Source organism: Butyrivibrio sp. TB (assembly GCF_900110805.1).
In the GTDB taxonomy this organism is placed as follows: Bacteria; Bacillota; Clostridia; order Lachnospirales; family Lachnospiraceae; genus Butyrivibrio; species Butyrivibrio fibrisolvens_C.
Genome location: NZ_FOER01000002.1, coordinates 82,688 through 106,917 on the forward strand (window position 1 = coordinate 82,688; position 24,230 = coordinate 106,917).

A 24,230-nucleotide genomic window follows, 5' to 3' on the forward strand; every position below is an offset into this window, starting at 1 on the left:
AAATGAGGTATTCATATGAAAAAGAAAATCATGTCAGTATGGGCAGCAGCACTTCTTTTATGCTACACATGTGCTTTTAGCGCAAGCGCAGCAACAAGTCCTACGACTACTAATGTGACCATCGTAACCAATGTATATATCACTAATAACAGCGGCGGAAGCGGCGGAGGTGGTAACTCCGGTGGCGGAGGCGGCGGTGGAAGATCAGGCGGTGGTGGTGGCAGCTCATCCGTGCCATATAACAGCACAGGCGCTGCATACGTAATTCCAAGAAGCGGATCACCTGTACGTATCACATCTACATATTGCGGAGTTACGGATGGAAGGGCAGTATCAACTGCAATATCGCCAAAGCCCGGAACGGACTCCCTGTCAGATACGCTTATGTCATATGTTAACAGCGTATCCGGTGGCAAGACCGTAATAGGACCATTTAAGCTGCGTATGTACGTAGCAGGCGTATCTGTATGGTCAGGATTTGGAACCTTCACTTCAACCTATGGCGTAGGCAATGGATATGAAGGAAGGAATGTAACTATCTACCAGATCCATAAGGACGGATCAGTTACAGCAGCATCAGCAGTTGTATCAGGCGGCAAAGTATCTGTAACAATGGATGACATGGGAAGTTTTGCAATAGTTGTAAACTGATAAATCTTGTTGCTTAGGGCAAGGGGGCGATGTATCAGTGCACATGAGGAAGAGAAAATTTTATAAAGATACGTCACTCCCCAAAGATGGCAGCGATCTTGTAATGGATTACGATATGGGTGACCTGATCCAGGAAGTAAGATCATACAGGAATGCGACCGAAGAGCTTGAATTTGAAGATATTACAAGCAGGCAGCAAAGTGACAGGCAGCAGGATGATATAGATGAATGGTTATCTTCCAAAAAAAGTTCGAGAAGACCATCAGATTCAGGGAATTATATAAGCAACAGACAGCTGTATGACAGCGAAATAAATGGAACAGGCATAAGTTATAGTGACAGAAACAGAAATACACATTCAAATACTAATATAAATAAAAGAACTGATAAAGATATACATCATGACTATAGAACAGGTATAGAGCAGCTCTCGCAGATAAGGCAGGAAAAAGGACCGGTCAAGCCATTTAAGAGTAGGGCCGAAGAAGTAAAGTATCAGTTCTCAGAAAAAAAGCGTCAGGAAGAGATAAGGAAGTTCACAAGACAGAGGCAGCAGGAAAACAGAATTCAAAGACAAAAGGACGAAGACATAAGACGAACAGAAGAACTCAAAAAACTCTTCGATCTGGATGATGGTGATGACTATAGAGACTCTCTGATAGAAGAGAATCTTAGGAATCTAAGAAGCATAAATGGACTTGGCAGGAATAATACTACAAGAAAAGAAGCATCTAATAAAGACAGATCCGGAAACTATGATCTAGATGAAGATTATCTTACTAATGACAGCTTTAGAAAAGAAAACTATAAAGATGATACAGATAGTAATTCTGGAAACGCCCGTGACATAGAAAAAAGAGATAACGCAGATCATAGGCATGATGAAGAAAATATAAATGCCCGAATATCAAAAACATATGACGACGATGAAGAAGACTTCATAGACGCAGGAGGATTTGATCCTTCTAAGATCAAAAGCGGCGGCGCCAAGATGCAGGAGATGCAGCATCACAGTCACAGTCATCACTATCATCATAGTCATTCCGGAAAAGGAAAGGTGCTTAGGATCATCAGAAATGTAGTTCTGATATCCATGGCAGTAGTTATAGGATTTGCAGGTATAGGATATGGAGCATATAAACTCATGGACTATACAGGTGGCCTGTCACTATACCAAAGGACCAAGGAACAGGCACCGGATCTGTCACAGGCATCTTTGTACGAGCAGGTGACTATAGATGATGATCAGATGCCACTGTCAGCATCAGCTTGGCAGCCCGGGTGGATCAGGTACGACGGCAAGACATATGCTTATAATACAAACCTTCTTACATTCCTGGTACTGGGAATAGACAGTATGGACGAAGTCCATGAAGCAGAAGACGGGTTAAGCGGCGGACAGTCAGATGCCATGTTCTTCCTGGTCCTTGATCCTGACAACAAAGATATCAAGATAATAGCCATCAATAGAAATACGATGACAGATATAGATGTCTACAACGAAGAAGGCGTATATGTAGGCACGGGAGAAGCTCAGATATGCCTTCAGCACGGATTTGGAGACGGACTTGAAGAAAGCTGTGTGAGAACAGTCAAGACGGTCAAGAACCTGTTCCACGAACTACCTATAAACGGATACATATCCATCAATATGGGAGCTATACCTACAGTAAACGATACTGTAGGCGGCGTGACACTAAAAGTTAAGTATGACCTTCCGGCATATGGACAGTACAGGTCACTTCGTAAGGGAGATACGGTGACACTATCCGGAGATGATGCATACTGGTACACTCAGCACAGAGACATAAATGATGACTTTAGTGCCAATGAACGCCTTGAAAGACAGCTCCAGTACCTGATAGAGTTCATACCTTCTCTTCAGGAAAGAGTAAAAGAGGACCCAAAATCTATTGCTTCAGTATACAATGCCCTGTCACCATACATGGTAACAGACATAGGACTTAATGAAGCAGTGTACCTTGGAAACGAAGCAGCGCAGTACAGCTTCGATTCTGCAAATATATACCAGATGAAGGGAGAGAGTATCATAGGGAGATCTGGTTTTGAAGAGTTCATCTATGATGAAGATGGGTTGTATGATCTGATCATAGATGTCTTTTACACCGAAGTGGATGCATGACTGACCGCGTCCATGACTGAAAGGGATGATCTCTATGAAGGAACTCTTACTAAACGGCTCTGAACTTACTTTAAAAACTGAATGGTCATCACTTGCACCTGCCAAGGAGCCAGGAAGATATCCGCATCTTGAAGTTGTAGAAGTTCCGTCAACGCACAGCGCGGATATCATATATCCAAGAAGATATGTAGGTCTTAAGCTTACAGATAAAAGAGCATACAGCTTTGTAAAAAGAAGCCTTGATATAATCCTATCTAGCATAGCTCTTATAGCCCTTCTGCCACTATTTTTGATAGTCACGATAGCTATAAGCATTGAAGACGGCGGTTCCCCTTTCTTCGTACAGGATAGAACAGGACATGACGGCAAGACCTTCAAGATGTACAAGTTCCGCACCATGATCAAGAATGCACCGCAGATGCACCAGCAGCTCTTATCCCAGAACGAAATGGACGGCCCCGCATTCAAGATGACCAATGACCCAAGAGTAACAAGACTAGGTAAGATCCTCAGAAAGCACGGAATAGATGAACTCCCGCAGCTTGTGAATATCATCAAAGGCGATATGAGCATAGTAGGCCCAAGACCCCTCCCTGTATACGAACAGGATAAGTGCGACGACTATCAGAACCAGCGCCTTATGGTTAAACCTGGACTTGTATGTTACTGGCAGAGTAGCCCCAGGAAGAACATAATGCCATTTGATGAGTGGATAGAACTGGATCTTAGATATATCACAGAAAGAAGCCTTATGACAGACCTTAAGGTTATCGTATCGACTGTGACAAGCGGAGTGCTGGAGAATAATTCATAGAAGTATAATAACAATAACAGAGAATGTAGCATCAGGTAAAATAGTTGATGCTACATTCGCTTTTTATTGAATATACAAGATTGAAGAATACATAAAGTGCTGCACTACTATTTTGTTTCGTAATTCATATGGATAGGGATGATCAGTTGTATTTCACTATCCAATGATGATTTTAATTCTCTAAGGTCTATATCATTTTGCATGTCAAGAAAATACTTGTCTGACACACCAAAGTATCTTGCCAATCGTAGAGAAGTATCAGCAGTTATCTTTCTCCTGTCATGAAGAATATCTTGAATACGAGATACTGGAACATGTATTGCCTGCGCCAACTTGTAAGCCGATAAGCCAAACGGTTCCATGAATTCTTCACGTAAAATCTCTCCAATTGTAGGAGTTTCTATATATTTAGTCATAATAATAATCCTTTCTGACTATCGCTGGGTTAATGGTAGTCAGTTATTTCAACGTTATGAAAATTATATATTTTCTCTGTTTCTTTATCCCAAAAACTTTGTATCATAAATAAAATATGCATGAAAAACGTGTATATGTCAAACGGGTAGCATCTGTTTTGGCAATATAATATCGCAATACCGATAAAAGTGGTATAATAAAATTATCTAAATGTCGTTAAAAATGATTCTAATATCAGTATTCGACAGGGGGATGGGTTGAATATAGCATATGCCTGTGACAATAATTTTGTAGATGTTATGTGCGTTTCGATCATGTCTTTCAATGATCATAATTGTGATGCAAATATTTATATACTTGATTGCGGAATTGAGGATGCAAATAAGCAAAAGATAATGAAGCTGTGTTCGGGAAAGAATGCAGTTTTTTTCGTAGATGCAAAAAAGACTCTTGATGGACTTAATTATGATCTGAATCTTGATAGGGGTTCTATAGCCTCTTATGCCAGACTTTTCTTGGGTTCCATGCTTCCTAATGATGTAGAAAAAGTTTTGTACCTTGATTCTGATACGATGATTAGAGGTACATTAATTGATTTATATAACATAGAACTTGAGTCATATACAATTGGAGGAATTAGAGATTCTTTCAGTGCTCTTAATAAAAAAGTTTTTGGAATTAAAAAAAACGGTTTATTTATTAATGCAGGAGTATTATTGATTGATCTTAATATGTGGAGAAAAAAAGAAATTGAGAAACAAATTTCTATATTACTAACTAATCAAAATAAGATTTTTCAAGGAGACCAAGGGGTTATAAATACAATTTTTCATGGAGAAGTTAAAGAACTACCTCTGAAATACGATGTAATGACTTACCTTTATGATTTTACATATGAAGAAATGATGATGTATAGGAAACCGGATGATTATTTTGACAAGGAGGAGGTCACAGAGGCTAAGTTGAACCCTATCATAGTACACTTTTCAAGTAGTTTCCGTTCATACAGGCCATGGGAAAAAGAGTTACTGCATCCTTTTTTTGACGAATGGTTTTATTATTATCAAAAAAACGATGGTGAATTTAATGGGGGTAATAAAACAAAACATAGATATAACCGATTGGGAATATTATTGATTGGTATTGTTCACGCATATATTAGGCCGATTTTTTTTATTATAAATAGGGAAAATAATCTATAAAACAAGGCGAAAAGAAATGAAAAAATATGTAAATTTGTTTGTTTGCCAGACTAGATTTCAGTTATTTAGCATTTTGAATATTGTTAAGCAATATAATTTTATTAATTACTGTATTGTGTTTATAAATACGTATGATGGTCAAGAAAAAGATATAAAGACTATTTGGAAAAATAAGGAGCAAAATTATATACAAATAAATGTTGGCACTGGAAATAGATTGGTTCGATTATTGAAGTTTTTGCTACAAATAGCAAAGCAGGGAAGAATAAAATTTTCTAGAATTTTTATCGGTTCTTTTAATGGATATACAAGTCTATTGCTTTTGTTGTTATGTAATAAGGAAACACAAGTGTTTTATTTTGATGAAGGGTATTCATCATATTCGCTAAAATATTATTCAGACGCCCCGATGAGTGCTATAAAAGATAGACATAAGATTTTAAAGATAATAAGAGATAATACGTTTATCAATTCGAAAACCATCTATTTGTTTGTTCCTGAATTACATGAAGAGAGAGTTAATGGAAATATTCTAAAAATATGCATTTCAGATGATGTGGTAAATTTTTTTCGAAGAGATAGATATTCCTCTAAATATGATAACGCAAATTATATTTTTTTTGATCAGTATCCATTAAGCAAAACTGAAGAGGATAAGAGATATGAGATATTGGGATTTTTAAATGATGAGTTGGGTACAAAATGCTTGATAAAGACTCATCCTAGAAAAGATATAGTAAACAGTGTGCATATTGAAGGTGTTTCGATTATAGATGATGATACCAATTTATGGGAGGCAGAATCAAAAGATATTATTAAAGATAATAAAATACTTGTTACAGTATATTCTACTGCAGTATTTATGCCTTCTTTATTATTCGAGCTAAATTATAAAATAATATTGCTATATAAATTAGTATATTCTAGCAATTCGACAAAATATAGGGAAATTGACGATTTTGTTAAAAGATTCAGGAAAATAAGAAGCGATATAGAGATATTTCTTCCAGAAAATTACCATGAATTAAAGAGTTTATTAGTATGATGATTCGGATATGAGGTAAATATAGTGAGAGTTAAATTTGTAATGGGACACTCCCAAAATACAAAAAATATAATATCATTTTTATATTTTATTGCTGTAGGATGCATAATAACTCTTCAATATTGGCTATCATATGACCATTTTTTTGTTGTTGTAGGAACTTTTTTCGGAATTCCACTATGGGTAAGTTATATTTTAAAATGTGTTAAAAAGAAAGAATTCACTAAGGTGGTATTCTATGGTCTTAATTTCGAATTAATTTTGTTTATGTTGCTATGGGTATATGTTTTTAAGATACAGGAATCTAGTTGGCGTTTACATTTTTTTGGAGATAAAAACAGTGATATCGCAATTTTTGCAATGAATGTTTCTTTCTACATTATGATAGTTGCAGATATCTTTTTTGATATTGCTTTAAATAAAATTCGAATAAAAAAAGTTAGTAGAATAAAAGAATCTATTCTAAGTGATTTAGAAATAAATGTTTGGTTAACTGTCTTTCTTGGTTATTTGATCATGGTTTTCTGGAATATTGGCTTTGGTACTATTAGAATATATTCCACAGAAAAAGGCAATATTACATATTTGACCGGAAGATATGCAATAATACTAGTTATCTTTTTATCGGTAATTCTTGGAATATTACGATATCGTCCTGGCATTGTTAAAAACATATATTATGACATTATCCTTTTATTATACTTACTAGAATTAATCTCGGTATCATTTCATGGGTATAGATATTTGTTAGTAATAATATGCGTTGAAATGATAGAAATAGTATTTTCTAGGATTGAGGTCAATAGTAAACAAATATTTCTTCTTTTGTTAGTAGTATTTGGGATTTATGTATTATTAACTCTAATGAAAATAGTATATATTCAGAATGCGTTTGGTAATGTATGGTATGGAATAGATGCAGTGGGTAAGCACGAAAGAAATAATTTTTATAGCTTAATCGCAATAATTAATAACACTAAAAAGCTAAATATAGAAGAAAATACGTACATAAATGGCTTACTGATTGTTGTTCCAAGAACTATTTCTGGTAGAGATATACAAACAGGTGCTAATGTTCTAATTAAATATTATGATCAAGGATGGGTAGGAACAGGTATTAATATGGGGGCGTACTATATTACAGAGGCATTTTTTAACTATAAGACAGTAGGGGTGTTTTGCGTAAGTATTATTATTCCTTTCGTGTTCTGTATTGTAGAGAAAATGAAGAAGGGGAATAACTTTTTAGGTAAATATTTTTACATGTATTTTTTGGGCCAGGTATATTCAATAATATACTATGGATTTGCTAATTATTTCCGCTATATGCTGTATTATTTTCTATTAATATTAGGGATAGATATAATACATAGACTGTTCTTTGTTCATTTAGCATCTATAAACAAAAAATCTATATACATAGATTACTGATTATGAAAGTGTGAATAAATGGCTAATTTGAATATAAAAATAGGAAATTATTGTGTATCAGAATCATCTAGGCCATATTTGATAGCTGAAATAGGGATAAATCACAACGGTGACATTAAAATTGCAAAGAGATTGATAGATGCAGCCTTTGCATGTGAATGGGATTGTGTGAAATTCCAAAAACGTACACCCGATAAAGCTGTTCCTGAATCACAAAAACAGATAATGCGTGATACACCATGGGGATCAATGCCGTATATCGAGTATAAGAAACATATAGAATTCGAAAAAAAAGAATATGATGAAATAGATGCATACTGTGATATCAAACCGTTAGACTGGTCAGCAAGCCCGTGGGATATAGAATCATTGGAATTTTTATTACAGTACGATGTTCCATTTATAAAAATACCTTCAGCGATGAATACTAATGAAGAATTAATAAAAAAAGCGTGTCAATCAGGTAAACCCATTATCTTATCTGAAGGAATGTCCTTGCTAGAAGAAATGGATACAACAATTGAATGGCTTGAAAGATATTCGAATGGTGATTATATTATTTGCCATACTAATAGTTCCTATCCGTGCCCCAATAATGAGCTAAACTTAAGATTGATTCAAACTATGAAGGATAGATATCATTGTTTAGTTGGATACAGTGGACATGAATCTAATTTGGAACCATCAGTGATAGCCGCTGTTTTAGGAGCATGTGTTATTGAAAGGCATGTAACATTGGATCACAATATGTGGGGGTCTGATCAAAAAGCAAGCTTAGAAGTGCAAGCAATGGCTATGTTAAAAAAGCGTATTAGCAGTTCCTTAGAGGCATTGGGTGATGGAAAGAAAAAACTATATGAATCAGAGATGAAAAAAAGAATGGAGTTAAGGGGAAGAAAATAAATGAATGTTGCTTTTATTCCAGTTCGAGGCGGTAGTAAGTCTATTCCAAAGAAGAATATAAAGATAATGGCAGGAAAACCATTATTATTTTGGTGTATGGATGCAGCATGCCGATGCAAATATATAGAAAAAGTATATGTGTGTACTGAGAGTGAGGAAATAAAGCAAACTGTTGAAAGAATAATAGATACAGATGAATTGTATAAAAAAGTGGAAGTAATAGGCCGATCGGAAGAATCAGCCAGTGATACTGCATCTACGGAGCAGGTGATGTTGGAGTTTGCTAAAACTCATATTTTTGACTCGATTACACTTATTCAAGCAACCTCTCCGCTGCTTCAGACATCAGAATTGAACAAAGGTTTTGAACTATTTAATAGCCCAGATACGGATTCGGTTATTTCTGTCGTTCATCAGTATAGATTTAATTGGCAGTATTGTGACGGAGGAAATGTTAGAGCAATAAATTATGATATATATAATCGCCCTCGTAGACAAGATTTTGAAGGGTATCTTGTTGAGAATGGTGCTTTTTATATTACATCAAGGGAAAGACTAATCAGTACACAAAATAGAGTATCCGGGAAAATCAAGTGCGTTGAAATGGATGAAAATTCTTATTTTGAAGTAGATGAGGAAAAGGATTGGAAGATGATTGAAACAGCGTTACTTGATAGAAAGAAAAGAACGTTAAAAGATAATATTCCTGCAATCAAAATATTTTTAACAGATGTTGATGGATGCCTTACAGATGGAGGAATGTATTATTCTGATTATGGTGATGAGCTAAAAAGGTTTAACACAAAAGATGGAATGGGATTTAAAATGCTTCATGAGAAAGGTATTCTAACGGGGATTATTACCAGTGAGGATATTTCTCTTAATGAACGAAGATCAAGAAAACTTAAACTTGATATTTACGAAGCAGGATGCAAAAACAAAGAAGAAAAAATAGCTGAAATAAGTGAGAAATATGGCATACCATTAAAAAATATATGTTATGTGGGAGATGATATAAATGATGAAAACGCTCTTAAGAGTGTAGGATTTAGTTGCTGTCCTAATGATGCAAATGAGATGATAAGGAAAATAGTTGATTATAAAGCAAATGCAAAAGGTGGACAAGGTGTCATACGAGAGGTGATTGATTTGATATTACAGGAGAATAAATGAACAATGATTTGACTAAAATATTAGTAAATGCAGGATGGATGGTATTTGATAAAATTTTCTATTTGCTTCTAAATATTGTTGTTATTGTAAAAGTTGCAAATCATTATGGCCCATATGATTATGGGCTTTTTGAATATGCGACAAGCATAGTAGCGATATTTGGAATAGTAGGTTCTTTTATTGATGGAAGAGTAATCAAGAAGAGTTATAGAAATAATATTGAATTGGTAGTATCGACTGTTACGATAGGAAGACTTTTGTTGTCTATTATTTCCTCTATCATTGGTTTGATATTTGTTTGCTTATTTAATTTTAGTCAAACGTTTTTGACTATTTTTATTGCATTGATTTTGAATAATGTAGTTGTAGAAGCTAGATATGGTATGCAGAATCTATTTGAGTTTTCTTTGAAATCTAAGAAAGTCGTATTATCATCAGAGATAGCTCAATTAATAGGATGTACATTACAATTAGTAATTGTCGCAAAAAAATATCCAATTCAATACATAGCGTATGTCACAATGATATCTGCTGTGTTGAATTTTATAATTCTATATAGCATATATCGTAAAGAATTTAGGAGAAGACTTTTTAGCGGATTTGATTGCAATTTAATCAAAATTTTCTTAATTGAGAGTTTTCCGCTAGCAATTGCAGCTTCATGTAATATTGTATATACGAAGTGTGATAGCATTATGCTTGGAAGTATGTTATCGACAAGTGAAGTTGGAATTTATTCTATAGCTGTTAAACTTGTTAGTATTTTACAAATTATTATTAATCCAGTAAGAGAGTCTGTTTATCCCAAGTTGATAGAATTATATAGGAATAGTCCTAAAAAATATTCAATTACATACATTAAAATTACAAGTATGCTAACTTGGTTTTATATAGTATTTGCAGCTGTCTCTATTATGATATTACCAATTATATTAAGAGTATTTAAACCAGAATATGCACCGGCTTTTAATGTTTACTGTGTGTACGTTATAGGATCATTATTTGTGTTTAATGCTGCTTTAAGAGCTGGACATTATACGTTAATCAAGCGTGGTAATATATTGATGATAGCTCAGATAATAAGCATGATTATTAACGTTTTTTTGAATTATATAGGGATTCGTGCAGTAGGAATGATTGGTGCAGCAATAGCTACAGTAATTACTCAAAGTATTTCATTACTTTTTTCAAATTTATTATTTGGAAAAGAAGGACAAGATGTATTTTTATTACAGATTAAAGGGATGAATCCCAAATATATCATGAAGAAAGTTGAATGACAATAATAAGATTATAAAAAGTGAATCTAGTAGTTATTTATGATAATAGTTTGAAATTCAGCTCCTGTGATTTATAAAATTTCAAACTATAGATAATGTAGAAGTATTTTAATCAATTATTATAATGGTATATTTATATTAGGTAGTTAGTCACTTGCAGAAAATCTTTTTGTTATATCAATGTTAAAATACAAGACTGATAAGTATTGATAGTAAAAAGTTCGAAAGAATAGCTAATCTAAAAAAGAATAATACTATGGGGAATTTAAAACTCGAGAATGTTGATTATTTGATACGTGAGTATCATTGGTGATGAGAAGAAAAATAGTATTGAAATCGAAAAGTTTCATAGATGAAAAATAACATATAACGGAGACCAGTAATGCCAGAATCAATCACATATTCCGACATAGTGAAAGCGTGGCAAGATAAAAAGATCACTACCGTAAGTGATCTTGAGTCTGCACTTTCGGATTACAAAATATTTTTTGCATATCATTCTAATAAAATAGAGGATGCAGGAGTTTCTATCCATCAGACCAGAGAGATATTTGAAAATGGTAAAGTGATTGGATATACAGGAGACTTGCGCGCTCTTTTTGAAACAGAGAATCAGAAAGTCTGCTATGAGTTCTTAAAAGAGAAGGTAATAGCAAAGGAGCCTTTAAGCGGAGAGCTAATAAAAAGTATCCATGAGAACCTTTCCCATGGATGTTATGATGAATCCAGATGGGTCAAAGGAGAAAGGCCAGGTACATATAAGAAGAATTACTATGGAGTTGGTCTATCGGTTGGTGTGCCTCCGGAAGATGTTGAGGAGGAGATTGACTATATTTGCGAGGCATTGGCTGAAGCAGGGCTTGATTCAATTGATTCTGTTTTGAAGGCAGCAGTTTGGTTTCATTGCAATTTCGAAAGGATACATGCTTTTGCAGATGGTAATGGAAGAGTTGGACGTACTATTCTTAACTACATTCTTATGGTCAATGATCTTCCGCCTGCAGTAATATTTGATGAGGACAAAGAAACTTATTTTATGGCCTTGGAAGTTTTTGATCATACAGATAAGATAGACGGTTTTGTAAAGTTCATTAAAGAACAGACTGTGAAAACATGGTGCAGAAGGACTCCAAAAGGTAAAGAGTTTATAGCATTATAGGGTAAACTGATTTTAGGTTATAAGATTGATGAGGCTAAGAATGAGTTATTTGCTAAAACAATACAACACTCCTCTCCTGGAGTTTGAGTATATAGAAACAATCGATAATGTAAAAGTTGAGATAGTAAAGAATTACAACAATGATGCCCTATTACCTTTGGATTGTGATCCGACTGATGATAGTTTATACAGATGGCTTAAAAAGAGAACTATTCCTGCTAACAGAGCCTATGTTCAGAACTTCCTCGCCCGAAACGGATTAAATGAAAAAGATACCAAAGGTATACTTGATATCTGTAAAGGGCTTTCCCTAAATGATTCCTACTGGGTAGTCGATTCAAACTTTGACGGTTTATTTGAAGACTACAATTTGTATGATAATAACTTTAGCAGAGTTCTTTCATATATTGCTTTTACCGGATATGGAAGTTATGTTGGTACTACGTTCAGGTCATCTCCGGAGTTCACGACTGGTGGTATGCTTGCCAAGTGTTGGCGCAGGATAAATGGAAAAGTTTTACTCTATAAGACAGGAACAGAAGGCTTTGCTAATTCCGGGATGGAGCCCTATTCAGAGTTCTACGCTCATCAGATTGCGGAGCACCTTGGACTTAGAAATGTTGCATATAGCATCAGCAGATGGCATGAGAAGATATGTTCTACCTGTGAACTGTTCACAAGCAAGGATATATCATATATTTCAGCCGGAAGATTGATCCAGGGAGGCGGCATAGAGAAAGTTCTTGAGTATTATAAAGAACTCGGAGAGAAATATTATAACGATCTTGTTGATATGTTTGTTTTTGATGCGCTTATTTGTAATGAAGACAGGCACTTAGGGAATTTTGGATTCCTTATTGATAACAAGACGAATACTATCATCGATACAGCGCCCCTGTTTGATCACGGGCTTTCGCTCTTTTGTTATGGAATGGAAGATGATATAGACAATCTGGATAAGTATGCTGCGACAAGAGCTCCGGCGTTGTATAACTCATTTGATTCGTTTACCAAAATGATCATTACAGACAGGCAGAAGAAGATGCTTGCCAATATGGCAGATTTTCACTTTGCAAAGCATCCTCGTTACAATTGGAGTAGTAGAAGGCTTAAGAAAATAGAAGGTTTTGTTAAGCAAAAAGCGGTGAATTTGATCAATGGCTAGAAATGTACTATAAAATGGAAGATTTTTCACCACCCATTCTTCACCACATCGCCCTTCATATACAGATTGCCCATGGTGCTCTCTTTCACAGGTTTAAGCTGATCATGAGCCACCATATAAGAGATGTTCTGGCGAGTGCAGGCAAGCTCCTGACAAGCTTCCTGCGTATCCAGGAGATTTGTTTTTATAAAGGCAAGGAGATCCGAATAACTAAGAGGGATGTTTTTTCCTGATTTGTACAGTAGCCATGCTGGGAGATCGATAGAATCAGCGAAGGTTACGTAGTAACCGCCGGTTCCTATTTTGCATGACAAAAAGAGCTGATGATTATTTATAAGCTTTTTTACATCATTGTGTACATCAGCGTTTGTAAGAAGTGCAGATAAGCTGACTTTTTTTACAGTGCCATCTGCAAAAATGCATAAAAGATTATTGTTCTCAAGAGCTGTACATTCTGTAAGGTTCTTGAGATTTCTTTTGGTTACAAAAGAAGGAACTGATTCAAGCCTTTTTATGTACATGCTGTCCTGAGAGCAGCGCCCTTTTGAAAGCTCAAGGAATTTCATTTCATCGTATTCTTTGAGCTTGTGGTTCTTAAGAATTGAACCTATATTTTGCCTACCGGAAGGGATGATACGTTCTTTGACCCATAGAAGGCTTATGTCTCTTGGAATTGTGAAGATTCCTTTTTTTACAAAGCTTGTAAGTAGTAGAGGCGCTGTCCATTCATTCAGATCATCACGAAGTTCGATAATAAATGATTTCTCTTTTTCATAGTAAAGGAGAACGCCGATAGATAGCGTATTTTCTTCATCAATGATTTCATAGATTCTCATAGACTTTATACCTTTCGTATATCATTTCCCATATCTTACTAATAAACGTTTTAGACAGCACTTTATCAAGACCTTCAAAAATGAAACTTTTATCAGATTCAGTCAGTTTGTATTTAAGAGGTTTAGTATCTCCGATCAGGTTAAGGTTGTCATAACATGAGAAACTTCCTATAAAGTTGTTGCAGGGCTTATCTGCAAGCAGGTCAAAGCTTGCAGCTTCTTCATCAGACATGCAGGAATATAAGAGAGAGACTCCATGATCAAAGTAGGGAGCAGGCTCTATTGTATGTGCTCTGGCGTTCCTGAGAATCTCAATATTAGCTCCATGACGATCTCTGTTGAGAATAAGGTAGTCAATAACTATCATAGTATTGATATACTTCTGCCAGCCCATGCGTTTACAGAAGTCGTAGTGTGATTCGCCCGGATTACTATTGGTTCTATAGAAGTCATCTAGCGCAATCTTGCTTTCACCTGCTTTTTTGAAATCCTTTGAAGCACACAGATATGTACTGAATATTCTACCTTCAATTTCTATGTTGGCGCTTATAAGCTCGTACTCCAAATGATCTATACCGAGGAGAGTAAGTAGTCTGTCCACAATTATTTCATTGATGCATTCATGCCCGATAACACCTTTTACAGGATCAAAGTTAGAGAGCTTGTAGTAGGTTTTCTTACCACCAAGTGTTGAAGTGGCTTTCAGGAAGGTACCGGCAGTGCCGCTTGAACTCCTTATATGTGACCATTTGAGATACGTAAGGTCCTGTTTTTCATGAATGATAGTTGCCATATTAAACCTCTTTTTATTTGACGTGTGTCAAATATTTTTATATTTTAATGATAGCGATTTATTTGACGTGCGTCAAATAAATCAGATGTCATGTTACATTGTTGTAGATATTAAAAGAATGTATAATAGGTTTGACCGAATATTGTAATAGTTCTGGATTTTTGTAATTTCGATCAATCTTTCATTCATAAGAGAAGTCGAAAACTGATTTAGAAAAGAAAATGAAATACAAAAACATCAAAAAAGCCAAATTCATATCCCGCCCCAACCGCTTCATAGCCAAAGTAGATATAGACGGCGAAGAAGTGACAGTTCATGTCAAGAATACCGGCAGGTGCAAAGAGCTATTACTACCTGGATGCACAGTATATCTGGACAAGGCTGACAACCCGGATAGGAAGACTCCTTACGACCTTGTAGCGGTAGAGCATGATGGCAGGATCATCAATATTGACTCTCAGGCGCCTAATGTTGTAGTCAGGGAATGGTTGCTAAGGCAAGGCCAATACTCCCTTGTAAAGCCTGAATACAAATACGGCGATTCCCGTATCGATTTCTATATGGAGAAGGGTCAGGAGAAATATCTGATGGAGGTGAAGGGCTGCACCTTGTTTATTGATGGTATAGGCTATTTTCCTGATGCACCGACGCAGCGGGGAGCCAGACATCTTAAAGAACTGACTGCTGCAATCAAGAAAGGTTATCACGCAGTTATAGCATTTGTAATCCAGGGCGAGGGTATATCAGAAGTAAGACCCAATGAAGCTACAGATCCGGATTTTACCAAGGCATATCATGAAGCAGTAAATGCCGGCGTAGAGGTGTTGTTTCTAAAATGTAAAGTGCGTGCAGATGAGCTATGGATCATATAAGAGCTATTTGACGCTCGTCAAATAAAAATGGATTATCAAAAATATAAATCAGGCAACTAAAAAATATAGTTGACCTGATTTATTATTTGTATTTACGACACCAGGTATTGTGAATATATATTTGAATTCTAACAAATGTCTTTGTACCTAAATTATAAAAAATAGAGTGAAGTTGTAAACAAAAACTGCACTGCAAAAATCTTCTACTTCATTCCCCAAAACTTGTATAGGAAAAACGGCTAAAAAATATGTTACTATATCAAAGTGTCTTTACTGGATGACATTTGATCATAAACTGTCATCCATTCTAGGACATTGATATGGAGGTATTATTTGTATGAATAAGCATATTAAAAGCGGCATAGCTACATTGTTTTTTATTCCGCTGTGGTATTACAAGACCACCCCGGCTCTGAACATTCATAGTGAGGGGCTGTGGTTTTTTGCAATCTCAGTAGCCATGTTTTACGGAACTATTGAGATGTTTGGAATTTCAAAAGAGCAGGGAAGACGCCAAAAAGAAAGATCTCTTCGAGTAATTTCAACTGGCTCCAGTAAAGATAATCAAAGTATGACTCTGATTAAATATATGTTCAAAAGTATTGGATTTAGAGTTGCTCTTGGGATATTTGCTTCGATGTTTATTTTGTCTTTCTTTGCTGAAGGCGAAATCTTTCATTCCAAGAAATATAGTGAGCTTATAACTGTAACTGAGGCTGATGTATCAGAAATACCTTCTGCGGAAGGAACAAGTTCCATTGCTTTGATGGATACTAAGTCAGCAACCAAACTTGGTGATAGAGAAATTGGTGCATTATCAAATGTTGTCAGCCAGTATGATGTGGCAGGTTATACCCAGATAGATTTTCAGGGCTGCCCAATCAAAACTGCACCTTTAAAATATGCGGACTTTTTTAAGTGGCTGAAAAACAAAGATACAGGTATTCCTGGATATGTTACTGTTGATCCAGTCAATATGGATGCGGAATATGTGGCATTGGATGAAGGAATGAAGTATGTTCCATCAGCTTGCTTTAATCAGAATTTAAAACGCCACGTAAGATTTACGTATCCTACTACCATATTTTCTAATGGCCATTTTGAAATAGATGAAGAGGGAACACCCTGGTACGTGTATTCAGTATACGAGCAGCAATTTGGATTATTCGATGGTAAACAGGTGACTGGCTGTATACTGGTTAATCCGTTTAATGGTGAAAACCAAAAGCTTAGTCTTGATGAAATTCCTACATGGGTAGATGTGGTATTCAAAGGAGATCTAATCTGTAAGCAGTACAATTATTATGCTCAGCTTAATGGCGGTTATTGGAATTCAAAGTTTGGGCAGGTTGGATGTAAGAAGATTACAGAATCTTCAGATTCAGATAGTGTTTCTGACTATGGGTATGTGGCCAAAGATGGAGATATCTGGATATATACAGGTGTTACTTCTGTAAATTCAGACAGTTCTAACATAGGTTTCATTCTTTCAAATGAACGAACAGAAGAAACACTATTTATACCATGTACAGGCGCTGATGAATTTTCAGCTATGGCAGCAGCTGAGGGTGAGGTTCAGGAAAAGGGGTATGTTGCATCATTTCCATCACTTATTCTGGTTGATAATAATCCAACCTATATAATGGTGCTAAAAGATAATGCCGGCTTAGTAAAAATGTATGCAGCAGTAAATGTTGAGCAGTACAATCTGGTTGCTACAGCTACAACTCAGGAGGATTGTATTGCTAACTATAAGGCACTTCTTAATGGGACACTATCTGTAGAAGAAGCAAATGCAGAGAACACAGCGAGTACAGCAACACCAGAGACAAAACCGATTTCTAAGGATTTGTCTGATGCCCCAACGAAGCAGATTACTATTATAAAAATAGAAACTATTGTAGAGAGCGGTAACACTTATATTTACATTGTTGATGAGAATAACAAAATTTATAAAGCGTTATATGTAGATGTTATCGATATGTTGCTTGTAAATGTTGGAGATACGATCACTATTAAAACTGATGGAGAATACTTTGTTATAGAATAGTTACAAGATAAAGCTATTTGACGCGCGTCAAATAAAAATGTCATAAGTATAAAAGCCCTCTGAACGAGGGCTTTTAAGGTTTAGCCGCAGTCTATGAAAATCTTTTAAATTTTCAATTTTACTTTTTCTAAATTGGCAGTATACATATTGGCTGTTGGATTCTTTATTTCAATAAGCATTCCAGAGTTCACCAATCTATCAATTACCTTGCTCCTAAAATAAGTTGATGGAGTAACGCCTATCTTAGTGGCGATTTCCTTAACGGTGTGCTTAGTGTTATAGCAATATGATAAGATTTTCAGATCGTTTTTTCCTTCCAGTATTTCTTCTACATATACATCTGGTGATTCAGCGGTAATATCAATGACGCCTTTTTCAAATGTTAGATCTGGCAAGGTCAATGTAAATGAATTTGCATCTGCGGTTATAAATGGTGCAAATTCTTCACCGGCTTTTGCATAGTCTTCTTCTATAAAATCAAATCCAGAGCCTTTTTTCTCCATGTATTTACACATCTCTAAAATATTGCAAATAATATCATTCCTTCTACGAGGGATAATAGAAGCAATATTTTTCTCTTTATAGAGTTCTCGTACACCTAAAAGTGCTCCGGGAGAAGTTATTTCAAGTCTGTCCGGAAAAATATTTATCTCAATTTGAGTACCATGCATATAGTAGTTTCTGTGTCCGATAGCATTGACTACACCTTCTGTGACAGCTCTGGCGGGATATGCTATATATGGCACAGTTTTGGTATCCACTTTTCTAAATCCATTTGCTGAATGTGAGTTAATGAAACTAATCGCTTTTTCAAGTACGGATAGTATATTGCCAGTGTACTCTTCTGAAGCTGTGACGATAGAGCCGCCTTTGGTTAATCCGGGCCAGACAGTAGCAACAAGTTTTGTTCTTAAACCATCATAATCATCTGCAAAAAGTTGCATGCCTTTAGATACTATCTTGGTTTCTGTAATAGCACCTTTGGATATAAGCTCTTTTTCTGTAATCTTGGATTTTCGTTCCTCGGCAACTAAATGAAGCTTTTTATAATTGTTCTCAATATAAGGGATACCTGTTGAAGCAGTGTCGAAAGGGGTATTATCGCTCATAAGGATAAGATCTTTAATCTGCTCAGATGTGGCAATATCGGTGCGCCCATAATTTCGTACATATATACCAAGCAGTCCGTCTTCGTGTAGTGACACTGGTAAATTCTTACTCTTTTCTACTGTCACTTCTATAATGTATCTTGGTTCGCTGCCAGTTACTGCATTGATTCCTTTTATATCATAAGGAATTTCCGGATCGATTCGTTCTTTTATCTGGCGATGTATCATCAAGATGATCTTATCAGCAGTTTTTTTGTCCAAGGCTACAATTTTATGTGTGTCATCCTCAACGCCAATGATTAATTTACCACCTTCAGTGTTTGCAAATGCCACAATTGTCTTGAGCCAACCTATTTCAAGATTTTTTCCTTTATCACTTTTTCCTTCTTTGATTATCCCTTTATATTCAGTATTTTTATCTTCTAAACCATATTCTGGAAATAGCTCTTCTATGCGCATATTGGAAGCCTCCCAAATGTCTTTATATCTAAATTATAAAAAAATACAGTGAAGTTGTAAACAAAAACTTCACTGCACTTCACTAAAAACTACACTATACTTCACTAGAAACTTCACAGCACATCACTGCAAAATACACTACACTTCATTAGATAATTCATTTACTTCATTCTGAATTCCCCAAATTGCAACTATACTTCTACAGAGTTATAATATAATTATACTTCCAGAGAAGTATAGGAGATGCTTATGGAAAAGATCATTTTATATCACGGTTCAGAAAAAATTATTAAAAAGCCAATTTTAACAGGTGGGAAGATAAGTAATGATTATGGACAGGGTTTTTATTGCACAAAGCATTTAGAACTTGCCAAAGAATGGGCTGTAGATGATGAAAGGCCTGGTTTTGTCAATTCTTATGAAATAGATATTGATGGACTTAGGATTCTGGATCTTAACAGTAAGGATTATTCTATTTTGCATTGGCTGACTGTATTGTTGGAGCATCGTAACGTTAATATTAATAGTCCTATTGCTCAAGATGGTCTTGATTATTTAAAGAACCATTATCATGTGGATTTAGAAGATTATGATCTTATATTGGGATATAGGGCAGATGATTCTTATTTTTCTTTTGCCAGAGCATTCATCTCAAATACTATCAGTATCGCTCAGTTAGAAAAAGCAATGTACCTTGGCGAACTTGGAACACAATACTTTATTAAGAGTAAAAAAGCTTTTTCTAAATTAAAGTTTATTGAGGCTATTCAGGTTGATAATGCCTCTTATTATCCCAAGAAAATGTCCAGAGATAAAAGTGCTAGGGATAGTTTTTATAATATTTCAAATACTATTGATAGAGATGGCGTATATCTGGTAGATCTGATGAGAAGGGAGAAATAGATTTATGCATGCATATGATCAACTGTATCTAAGTGATGCGATGATGAATCTGGCAGATGCATTTGATGTGGCGGTGAATGATTACGGATTTGAGATCGATTTTTTCATGCATCTATTTATTAATTCAGGTATAGCGGCTCAGTTTGAAGTGGGTAATCCAAGATATGTTGCAGGTAAATCAGGCACAGAGCTGGTTGAATGTGTTGTTTCAAAGATATATGGAGATGATAGTCTGAAAAAAATCGATCTGTCATATTCAGAACCAACAAAAGAATACTGGACGGGATGGGTGCTTGCTTATTATCAATGGGAATCTGGTAAAACATTTAAAGAAATCCAGAGAATCATTACGCCTTCGCAGCTGCGAATGAAATATCATCCCTATCATGAAATGGATGAGGAAAAAGTTGTTGAATATATAAATGAAAAGGCTAAAAATATGGCTTCAGTCAGACGGATTCAGGCATATAGAAAGCTTCTTGGGATGTCTCAAAGCCAGCTTGCAAGTGAATCCGGAGTTAATCTAAGGACTCTGCAGCAATATGAGATAGGAGCAAAGGATATAAATAAGGCGTCCGTTGCAACTGCTTTAGCCCTTAGCAGAGTTTTGAAATGTGATGTGAAAGATTTGTGCGAGATGTAACCTTTACAAAAACATTTTAAAAAAATCGAAATCAGGTTGTTGACCTGATTTCTTTTTTGTGATAATATCCCACTAAGTCGATAGGAAATATAGTTTAAATATCAAAAGGCTATAAAACAGCCGTTAATAAAAGGAGGACAAATATTATGAAGAAGAATCTATTTAACAAAGTAACTGGACTTGCTCTTGTGAGCGCACTTGCAATGACAGGACTTACAGCTTGCTCATCTACAAGCGCTGCAGGTAGTAATACAGCTAATAGTACAGCCTCATCAGATACAGATAATTCAGAAAGTTCATCACAGGGTTTTAGAACACTTGACCAGATCAAGGAGAGCGGTGTTATCAACATCGGAGTATTCTCAGACAAGAGCCCATTTGGATATGTTGATGAAAATGGTGACTATGCAGGTTATGATGTATATCTTGCTGAGAGACTTGGTCAGGATCTTGGAGTTGAGATCAACTATGTATCTACAGAAGCAGCCAACAGAATCGAGTATCTCCAGACAGGTAAGGTTGATATAATCCTTGCAAACTTCACTGTTACAGAAGAGAGAGCACAGGAAGTTGATTTCGCTCTTCCATACATGAATGTAGCTCTTGGTGTTGTATCACCTGAGGGAGCTGTAGTAGACAGTCTTGACAGCATAGGCGCTGATGATCAGGTTATCGTTATCTCCGGAACCACAGCAGAGACCTATCTTACCAAGAACTATCCTGATATCAAGCTTCAGAAGTATGATGCATATGCAGAAGCTAAGACAGCATTTGAGAATGGCAACGGTGTTGCATGGGCTAATGATAATACAGAGGTTATAGCTTTTTCTCTTGAGAACGAAGGCTATGTTGTAGGTATTCCTTCACTTGGTGATCAGGATACAATCGCACCTGCTGTTACTAAGGGCAATGAAACACTTCTGTCTTGGCTTAACGATGAGCTTATAGCTCTTGGAAGCGAGAATTTCTTCCACGCAGATTATGAAGCTACACTTCTTGATACATATGGCGCAGATTATGAAGATACACTCGTACTTGAACCTTCCAAGCAGTAATTGATACATGAAAACCATAGAGGGAAAATGAGTAATGGACTATGCGGTTATAGAAAGCTATCTTCCTTTATACAAGGATGCGCTTGCCCTTACTCTTAAGATAGGATGGCAGGGCATCGCCTTGAGCCTTTTGATAGGCCTTGCGGGCGCTGCCATCTTACATTTTAAGGTGAGGATTTTAAAAAATATAACAGGAATATATATCGAGCTTTTTAGAAATACACCACTGCTGGTACAGCTTTTCTTCTTGTATTTTGCTCTGCCCAAGGTAGGAATAAAGATTACAGCCCAGACCTGCGGAGTTCTGGGACTTGGACTTTTGGGCGGTGCTTATATGATAGAAAGTTTTAGAAGCGGTCTTGAGTCGATCGCTGTCATCCAGACAGAGAGTGCACTTAGTCTTGGTATGTCCAAAGAGCAGACATTTTACTATGTTATCCTGCCTCAGGCAGTATCCATAAGCATTCCCGGACTTCTTGCAAATGTCATCTTTTTGTTAAAAGAGACATCAGTTTTTTCAACCATAAGCCTTATGGACCTGATGTTTACAGCCAAGGACCTTATCGGAATGTATGCCAAAACTATAGAATGCTTATTCCTTCTGGTAGTCTTCTATCTGATAATGCTGCTTCCGGTATCCATTCTTGGTTCTGTTTTGGAAAGGAGGCTTCGCTATGCAGGATTTGGGGATTGATGTTTTATTTAAAGGAACTAACTTCATCCGCCTCCTCCAAGGCTTGTGGGTATCAGTCAGGATCAGTCTTATATCAGTTGCTATCAGTATAGTGCTTGGTCTATTAGTCGGTATCTTGATGACATTTAAGAATCCTGTTCTTCGAGCAGTTTTAAGGATCTATCTTGAGATAGTTAGGATCATGCCGCAGATGGTTCTTTTATTCATCGTTTATTTTGGAACCACCAGAGTCTTTGGCTGGGACCTATCTGCAGAATCGTCAGCTATATTCGTGTTCTGCTTCTGGGGAACTGCAGAGATGGGTGATCTGGTACGAGGATCTATTAAAAGTATAAATAAAATACAATTCGAATCATCCTTTGCACTTGGCATGAGTAAGCTCCAGACGTACCTATATGTAATACTGCCTCAGACGATCAGAAGGCTGATTCCTCTTTCTATAAATCTCATAACCAGAATGATCAAGACGACATCTCTTGTGATGATGATTGGAATAGTAGAGGTATTAAAGGTTGCCCAACAGATAATCGAGGCCAACAGGAAGGCATCGCCAAATGCGGCATTTGGAGTATTTGCAGTTGTCTTTTTGCTTTATTTTCTTGTTTGCTGGCCTATCAGCAGACTGTCAGTATATTTAGAGAAGAGGTGGGCTCTGTGAGCGAAGTATTAAAGGTCAAGAATTTACATAAAGAGTTTGGCACAAATGTTGTATTAAAAGACATAAATCTCTCTGTCGAAAAGGGAGAGGTTGTCGTGATCATAGGCCCAAGCGGATGTGGTAAAAGTACCTTCCTGCGCTGCCTTAACGGCCTTGAAGAGATTCAGGGCGGAGTCATCACAGTAGACGGACTTCCTGTAGAATCCGGCAAAAAAGAGATCACGAAGCTTCGTCAGAAGATAGGAATGGTGTTCCAGTCCTATGAACTTTTTCCACATCTGTCTGTGATCGATAACCTGACGCTGGCTCCTACCAAGGTTCAGAAGAGAAAAAAGGAAGACGTAGTCAAGGAAGCTACAGAGCTTTTAGACAGAGTGGGATTACTTGACAAAAAAGACTACTTCCCCCGCCAGTTATCAGGCGGTCAGAAGCAGAGAGTTGCAATAGTCAGAGCGCTTCTTATGCATCCGGAAGTTCTGCTGTTTGATGAGGTTACAGCGGCTCTTGATCCTGAGATGGTTCACGAGGTACTTGAAACAATGCTAAGACTTGCAAAGTCAGGCTCGACAATGCTTATAGTAACCCATGAGATGAGCTTTGCAGAGGCTGTTGCAGACAGGATCCTTTTCTTCGATAACGGGGAGATCGTTGAAGAGGCAGAGGATGTTAAGGGATTTTTTAAAGAGCCTAAGACAGAGCGTGCAAGGAAGTTCTTAAGAACATTTGAGTATGACAGCGCGCTTTATATATAAAAGACAATATATCTTAAGCGGCA

General features: G+C 36.2%; 23 protein-coding genes. 19 read left to right on the plus strand and 4 right to left on the minus strand.

The window, feature by feature from the left end:
• Positions 1-15: 15 nt before the first annotated feature.
• From BMX21_RS18970 to BMX21_RS01720, 3 genes are read left to right on the plus strand one after another with little or no spacing between them, the layout of a single operon-like run.
• Positions 16-651, plus strand: coding sequence for a hypothetical protein (locus BMX21_RS18970; RefSeq protein ID WP_143057191.1), 636 nt, complete (start codon positions 16-18; stop codon positions 649-651).
• A gap of 43 nt (positions 652-694) precedes the next feature.
• A complete protein-coding gene (locus BMX21_RS01715; RefSeq protein WP_092040560.1) occupies positions 695-2,794 on the plus strand; it encodes an LCP family glycopolymer transferase in 2,100 nt (699 codons plus the stop codon).
• 34 nt (positions 2,795-2,828) lie between these two features.
• Complete coding sequence (locus tag BMX21_RS01720) at positions 2,829-3,608, plus strand: sugar transferase (protein ID WP_092040563.1); 780 nt, start codon at positions 2,829-2,831, stop codon at positions 3,606-3,608.
• Positions 3,609-3,715: 107 nt separating this feature from the next.
• Here the strand turns inward: BMX21_RS01720 and BMX21_RS01725 are convergent, their stop codons facing one another.
• The gene (locus tag BMX21_RS01725; RefSeq protein WP_022753759.1) at positions 3,716-4,024 is read right to left on the minus strand and encodes a HigA family addiction module antitoxin; all 309 of its coding nucleotides are present in this window, start codon (positions 4,022-4,024) and stop codon (positions 3,716-3,718) included.
• Positions 4,025-4,282: 258 nt separating this feature from the next.
• Here BMX21_RS01725 and BMX21_RS01730 point away from each other — a divergent pair, with 258 nt between their 5' ends.
• From BMX21_RS01730 to BMX21_RS01765, 8 genes are all read left to right on the plus strand, one after another.
• Positions 4,283-5,227: a glycosyltransferase family 8 protein gene (locus BMX21_RS01730; RefSeq protein WP_092040567.1), complete on the plus strand. Its 945-nt coding sequence runs from the start codon at positions 4,283-4,285 to the stop codon at positions 5,225-5,227.
• A gap of 16 nt (positions 5,228-5,243) precedes the next feature.
• Positions 5,244-6,272, plus strand: a complete 1,029-nt coding sequence (locus tag BMX21_RS01735; RefSeq protein WP_092040571.1) for a polysialyltransferase family glycosyltransferase — start codon at positions 5,244-5,246, stop codon at positions 6,270-6,272.
• A gap of 24 nt (positions 6,273-6,296) precedes the next feature.
• Positions 6,297-7,703, plus strand: coding sequence for a hypothetical protein (locus BMX21_RS01740; protein WP_092040576.1), 1,407 nt, complete (start codon positions 6,297-6,299; stop codon positions 7,701-7,703).
• 18 nt (positions 7,704-7,721) lie between these two features.
• Positions 7,722-8,606: an N-acetylneuraminate synthase family protein gene (locus BMX21_RS01745; RefSeq protein ID WP_092040579.1), complete on the plus strand. Its 885-nt coding sequence runs from the start codon at positions 7,722-7,724 to the stop codon at positions 8,604-8,606.
• Positions 8,607-9,779: an N-acylneuraminate cytidylyltransferase gene (locus BMX21_RS01750; protein ID WP_092040582.1), complete on the plus strand. Its 1,173-nt coding sequence runs from the start codon at positions 8,607-8,609 to the stop codon at positions 9,777-9,779.
• A complete protein-coding gene (locus tag BMX21_RS01755; RefSeq protein WP_092040585.1) occupies positions 9,776-11,059 on the plus strand; it encodes a flippase in 1,284 nt (427 codons plus the stop codon). The genes BMX21_RS01750 and BMX21_RS01755 overlap by 4 nt, the downstream gene beginning before the upstream one ends.
• A 382-nt stretch (positions 11,060-11,441) precedes the next feature.
• Positions 11,442-12,218 carry a Fic family protein gene (locus tag BMX21_RS01760; RefSeq protein ID WP_092040589.1) on the plus strand — a complete coding sequence of 259 codons (777 nt, stop codon included), beginning with the start codon at positions 11,442-11,444 and terminating at the stop codon, positions 12,216-12,218.
• A gap of 40 nt (positions 12,219-12,258) precedes the next feature.
• A complete protein-coding gene (locus BMX21_RS01765; RefSeq protein WP_092040593.1) occupies positions 12,259-13,383 on the plus strand; it encodes a HipA domain-containing protein in 1,125 nt (374 codons plus the stop codon).
• A gap of 26 nt (positions 13,384-13,409) precedes the next feature.
• Here the strand turns inward: BMX21_RS01765 and BMX21_RS01770 are convergent, their stop codons facing one another.
• Together BMX21_RS01770 and BMX21_RS01775 are read right to left on the minus strand one after the other, a co-directional pair.
• On the minus strand, positions 13,410-14,219 hold the full coding sequence (locus BMX21_RS01770; RefSeq protein WP_092040597.1) for a hypothetical protein: 810 nt from the start codon (positions 14,217-14,219) through the stop codon (positions 13,410-13,412).
• A complete protein-coding gene (locus BMX21_RS01775) occupies positions 14,206-15,012 on the minus strand; it encodes a HipA domain-containing protein (RefSeq protein WP_092040601.1) in 807 nt (268 codons plus the stop codon). The genes BMX21_RS01770 and BMX21_RS01775 overlap by 14 nt, the downstream gene beginning before the upstream one ends.
• Before the next feature lie 221 nt (positions 15,013-15,233).
• Between BMX21_RS01775 and sfsA the strand changes: the two genes are divergently transcribed.
• Both sfsA and BMX21_RS01785 read left to right on the plus strand, forming a co-directional pair.
• A complete protein-coding gene (gene sfsA, locus BMX21_RS01780; protein ID WP_092040605.1) occupies positions 15,234-15,884 on the plus strand; it encodes a DNA/RNA nuclease SfsA in 651 nt (216 codons plus the stop codon).
• Positions 15,885-16,221: 337 nt separating this feature from the next.
• The gene (locus BMX21_RS01785; RefSeq protein WP_092040609.1) at positions 16,222-17,934 is read left to right on the plus strand and encodes a hypothetical protein; all 1,713 of its coding nucleotides are present in this window, start codon (positions 16,222-16,224) and stop codon (positions 17,932-17,934) included.
• A 104-nt stretch (positions 17,935-18,038) separates the two neighbouring features.
• Here the strand turns inward: BMX21_RS01785 and BMX21_RS01790 are convergent, their stop codons facing one another.
• A complete protein-coding gene (locus BMX21_RS01790; RefSeq protein ID WP_092040612.1) occupies positions 18,039-19,502 on the minus strand; it encodes an RNA-binding domain-containing protein in 1,464 nt (487 codons plus the stop codon).
• A 249-nt stretch (positions 19,503-19,751) separates the two neighbouring features.
• Between BMX21_RS01790 and BMX21_RS01795 the strand changes: the two genes are divergently transcribed.
• The 6 genes from BMX21_RS01795 to BMX21_RS01820 all read left to right on the plus strand — a co-directional run bounded on the left by BMX21_RS01795 (position 19,752) and on the right by BMX21_RS01820 (position 24,207).
• Positions 19,752-20,405 carry a DUF3990 domain-containing protein gene (locus tag BMX21_RS01795; RefSeq protein ID WP_177173884.1) on the plus strand — a complete coding sequence of 218 codons (654 nt, stop codon included), beginning with the start codon at positions 19,752-19,754 and terminating at the stop codon, positions 20,403-20,405.
• A 43-nt stretch (positions 20,406-20,448) separates the two neighbouring features.
• Positions 20,449-21,048 carry a helix-turn-helix domain-containing protein gene (locus tag BMX21_RS01800; RefSeq protein WP_177173885.1) on the plus strand — a complete coding sequence of 200 codons (600 nt, stop codon included), beginning with the start codon at positions 20,449-20,451 and terminating at the stop codon, positions 21,046-21,048.
• Between the two features lie 146 nt (positions 21,049-21,194).
• Entirely contained in the window at positions 21,195-22,103 is a 909-nt protein-coding gene (locus BMX21_RS01805; protein WP_092040621.1) for a transporter substrate-binding domain-containing protein, read from the plus strand.
• A gap of 34 nt (positions 22,104-22,137) precedes the next feature.
• Positions 22,138-22,797, plus strand: coding sequence for an amino acid ABC transporter permease (locus BMX21_RS01810; protein ID WP_092040626.1), 660 nt, complete (start codon positions 22,138-22,140; stop codon positions 22,795-22,797).
• Positions 22,778-23,455 (plus strand): amino acid ABC transporter permease, encoded by a 678-nt coding sequence (locus tag BMX21_RS01815; RefSeq protein WP_027218966.1) that lies wholly within the window; start codon positions 22,778-22,780, stop codon positions 23,453-23,455. The genes BMX21_RS01810 and BMX21_RS01815 overlap by 20 nt, the downstream gene beginning before the upstream one ends.
• On the plus strand, positions 23,452-24,207 hold the full coding sequence (locus tag BMX21_RS01820) for an amino acid ABC transporter ATP-binding protein (protein ID WP_092040629.1): 756 nt from the start codon (positions 23,452-23,454) through the stop codon (positions 24,205-24,207). Before BMX21_RS01815 ends, BMX21_RS01820 begins: the two co-directional genes overlap by 4 nt.
• Positions 24,208-24,230: the final 23 nt, after the last annotated feature.

Excerpts from the sequence above, each read along its gene's own strand:
- BMX21_RS01715 (WP_092040560.1), top strand. The coding sequence starts at position 695 with ATGAGGAAGAGAAAATTTTATAAAGATACGTCACTCCCCAAAGATGGC.
- BMX21_RS01725 (WP_022753759.1), bottom strand. The coding sequence starts at position 4,024 with ATGACTAAATATATAGAAACTCCTACAATTGGAGAGATTTTACGTGAA.
- BMX21_RS01775 (WP_092040601.1), bottom strand. The coding sequence starts at position 15,012 with ATGGCAACTATCATTCATGAAAAACAGGACCTTACGTATCTCAAATGG.
- BMX21_RS01735 (WP_092040571.1), top strand. The coding sequence starts at position 5,244 with ATGAAAAAATATGTAAATTTGTTTGTTTGCCAGACTAGATTTCAGTTA.
- BMX21_RS01760 (WP_092040589.1), top strand. The coding sequence starts at position 11,442 with ATGCCAGAATCAATCACATATTCCGACATAGTGAAAGCGTGGCAAGAT.
- BMX21_RS01795 (WP_177173884.1), top strand. The coding sequence starts at position 19,752 with ATGGAAAAGATCATTTTATATCACGGTTCAGAAAAAATTATTAAAAAG.
- BMX21_RS01790 (WP_092040612.1), bottom strand. The coding sequence starts at position 19,502 with ATGCGCATAGAAGAGCTATTTCCAGAATATGGTTTAGAAGATAAAAAT.
- BMX21_RS01755 (WP_092040585.1), top strand. The coding sequence starts at position 9,776 with ATGAACAATGATTTGACTAAAATATTAGTAAATGCAGGATGGATGGTA.
- sfsA (WP_092040605.1), top strand. The coding sequence starts at position 15,234 with ATGAAATACAAAAACATCAAAAAAGCCAAATTCATATCCCGCCCCAAC.
- BMX21_RS01765 (WP_092040593.1), top strand. The coding sequence starts at position 12,259 with ATGAGTTATTTGCTAAAACAATACAACACTCCTCTCCTGGAGTTTGAG.
- BMX21_RS01815 (WP_027218966.1), top strand. The coding sequence starts at position 22,778 with ATGCAGGATTTGGGGATTGATGTTTTATTTAAAGGAACTAACTTCATC.
- BMX21_RS01745 (WP_092040579.1), top strand. The coding sequence starts at position 7,722 with ATGGCTAATTTGAATATAAAAATAGGAAATTATTGTGTATCAGAATCA.
- BMX21_RS01810 (WP_092040626.1), top strand. The coding sequence starts at position 22,138 with ATGGACTATGCGGTTATAGAAAGCTATCTTCCTTTATACAAGGATGCG.
- BMX21_RS01785 (WP_092040609.1), top strand. The coding sequence starts at position 16,222 with ATGAATAAGCATATTAAAAGCGGCATAGCTACATTGTTTTTTATTCCG.
- BMX21_RS18970 (WP_143057191.1), top strand. The coding sequence starts at position 16 with ATGAAAAAGAAAATCATGTCAGTATGGGCAGCAGCACTTCTTTTATGC.
- BMX21_RS01750 (WP_092040582.1), top strand. The coding sequence starts at position 8,607 with ATGAATGTTGCTTTTATTCCAGTTCGAGGCGGTAGTAAGTCTATTCCA.
- BMX21_RS01800 (WP_177173885.1), top strand. The coding sequence starts at position 20,449 with ATGAATCTGGCAGATGCATTTGATGTGGCGGTGAATGATTACGGATTT.
- BMX21_RS01770 (WP_092040597.1), bottom strand. The coding sequence starts at position 14,219 with ATGAGAATCTATGAAATCATTGATGAAGAAAATACGCTATCTATCGGC.
- BMX21_RS01805 (WP_092040621.1), top strand. The coding sequence starts at position 21,195 with ATGAAGAAGAATCTATTTAACAAAGTAACTGGACTTGCTCTTGTGAGC.
- BMX21_RS01720 (WP_092040563.1), top strand. The coding sequence starts at position 2,829 with ATGAAGGAACTCTTACTAAACGGCTCTGAACTTACTTTAAAAACTGAA.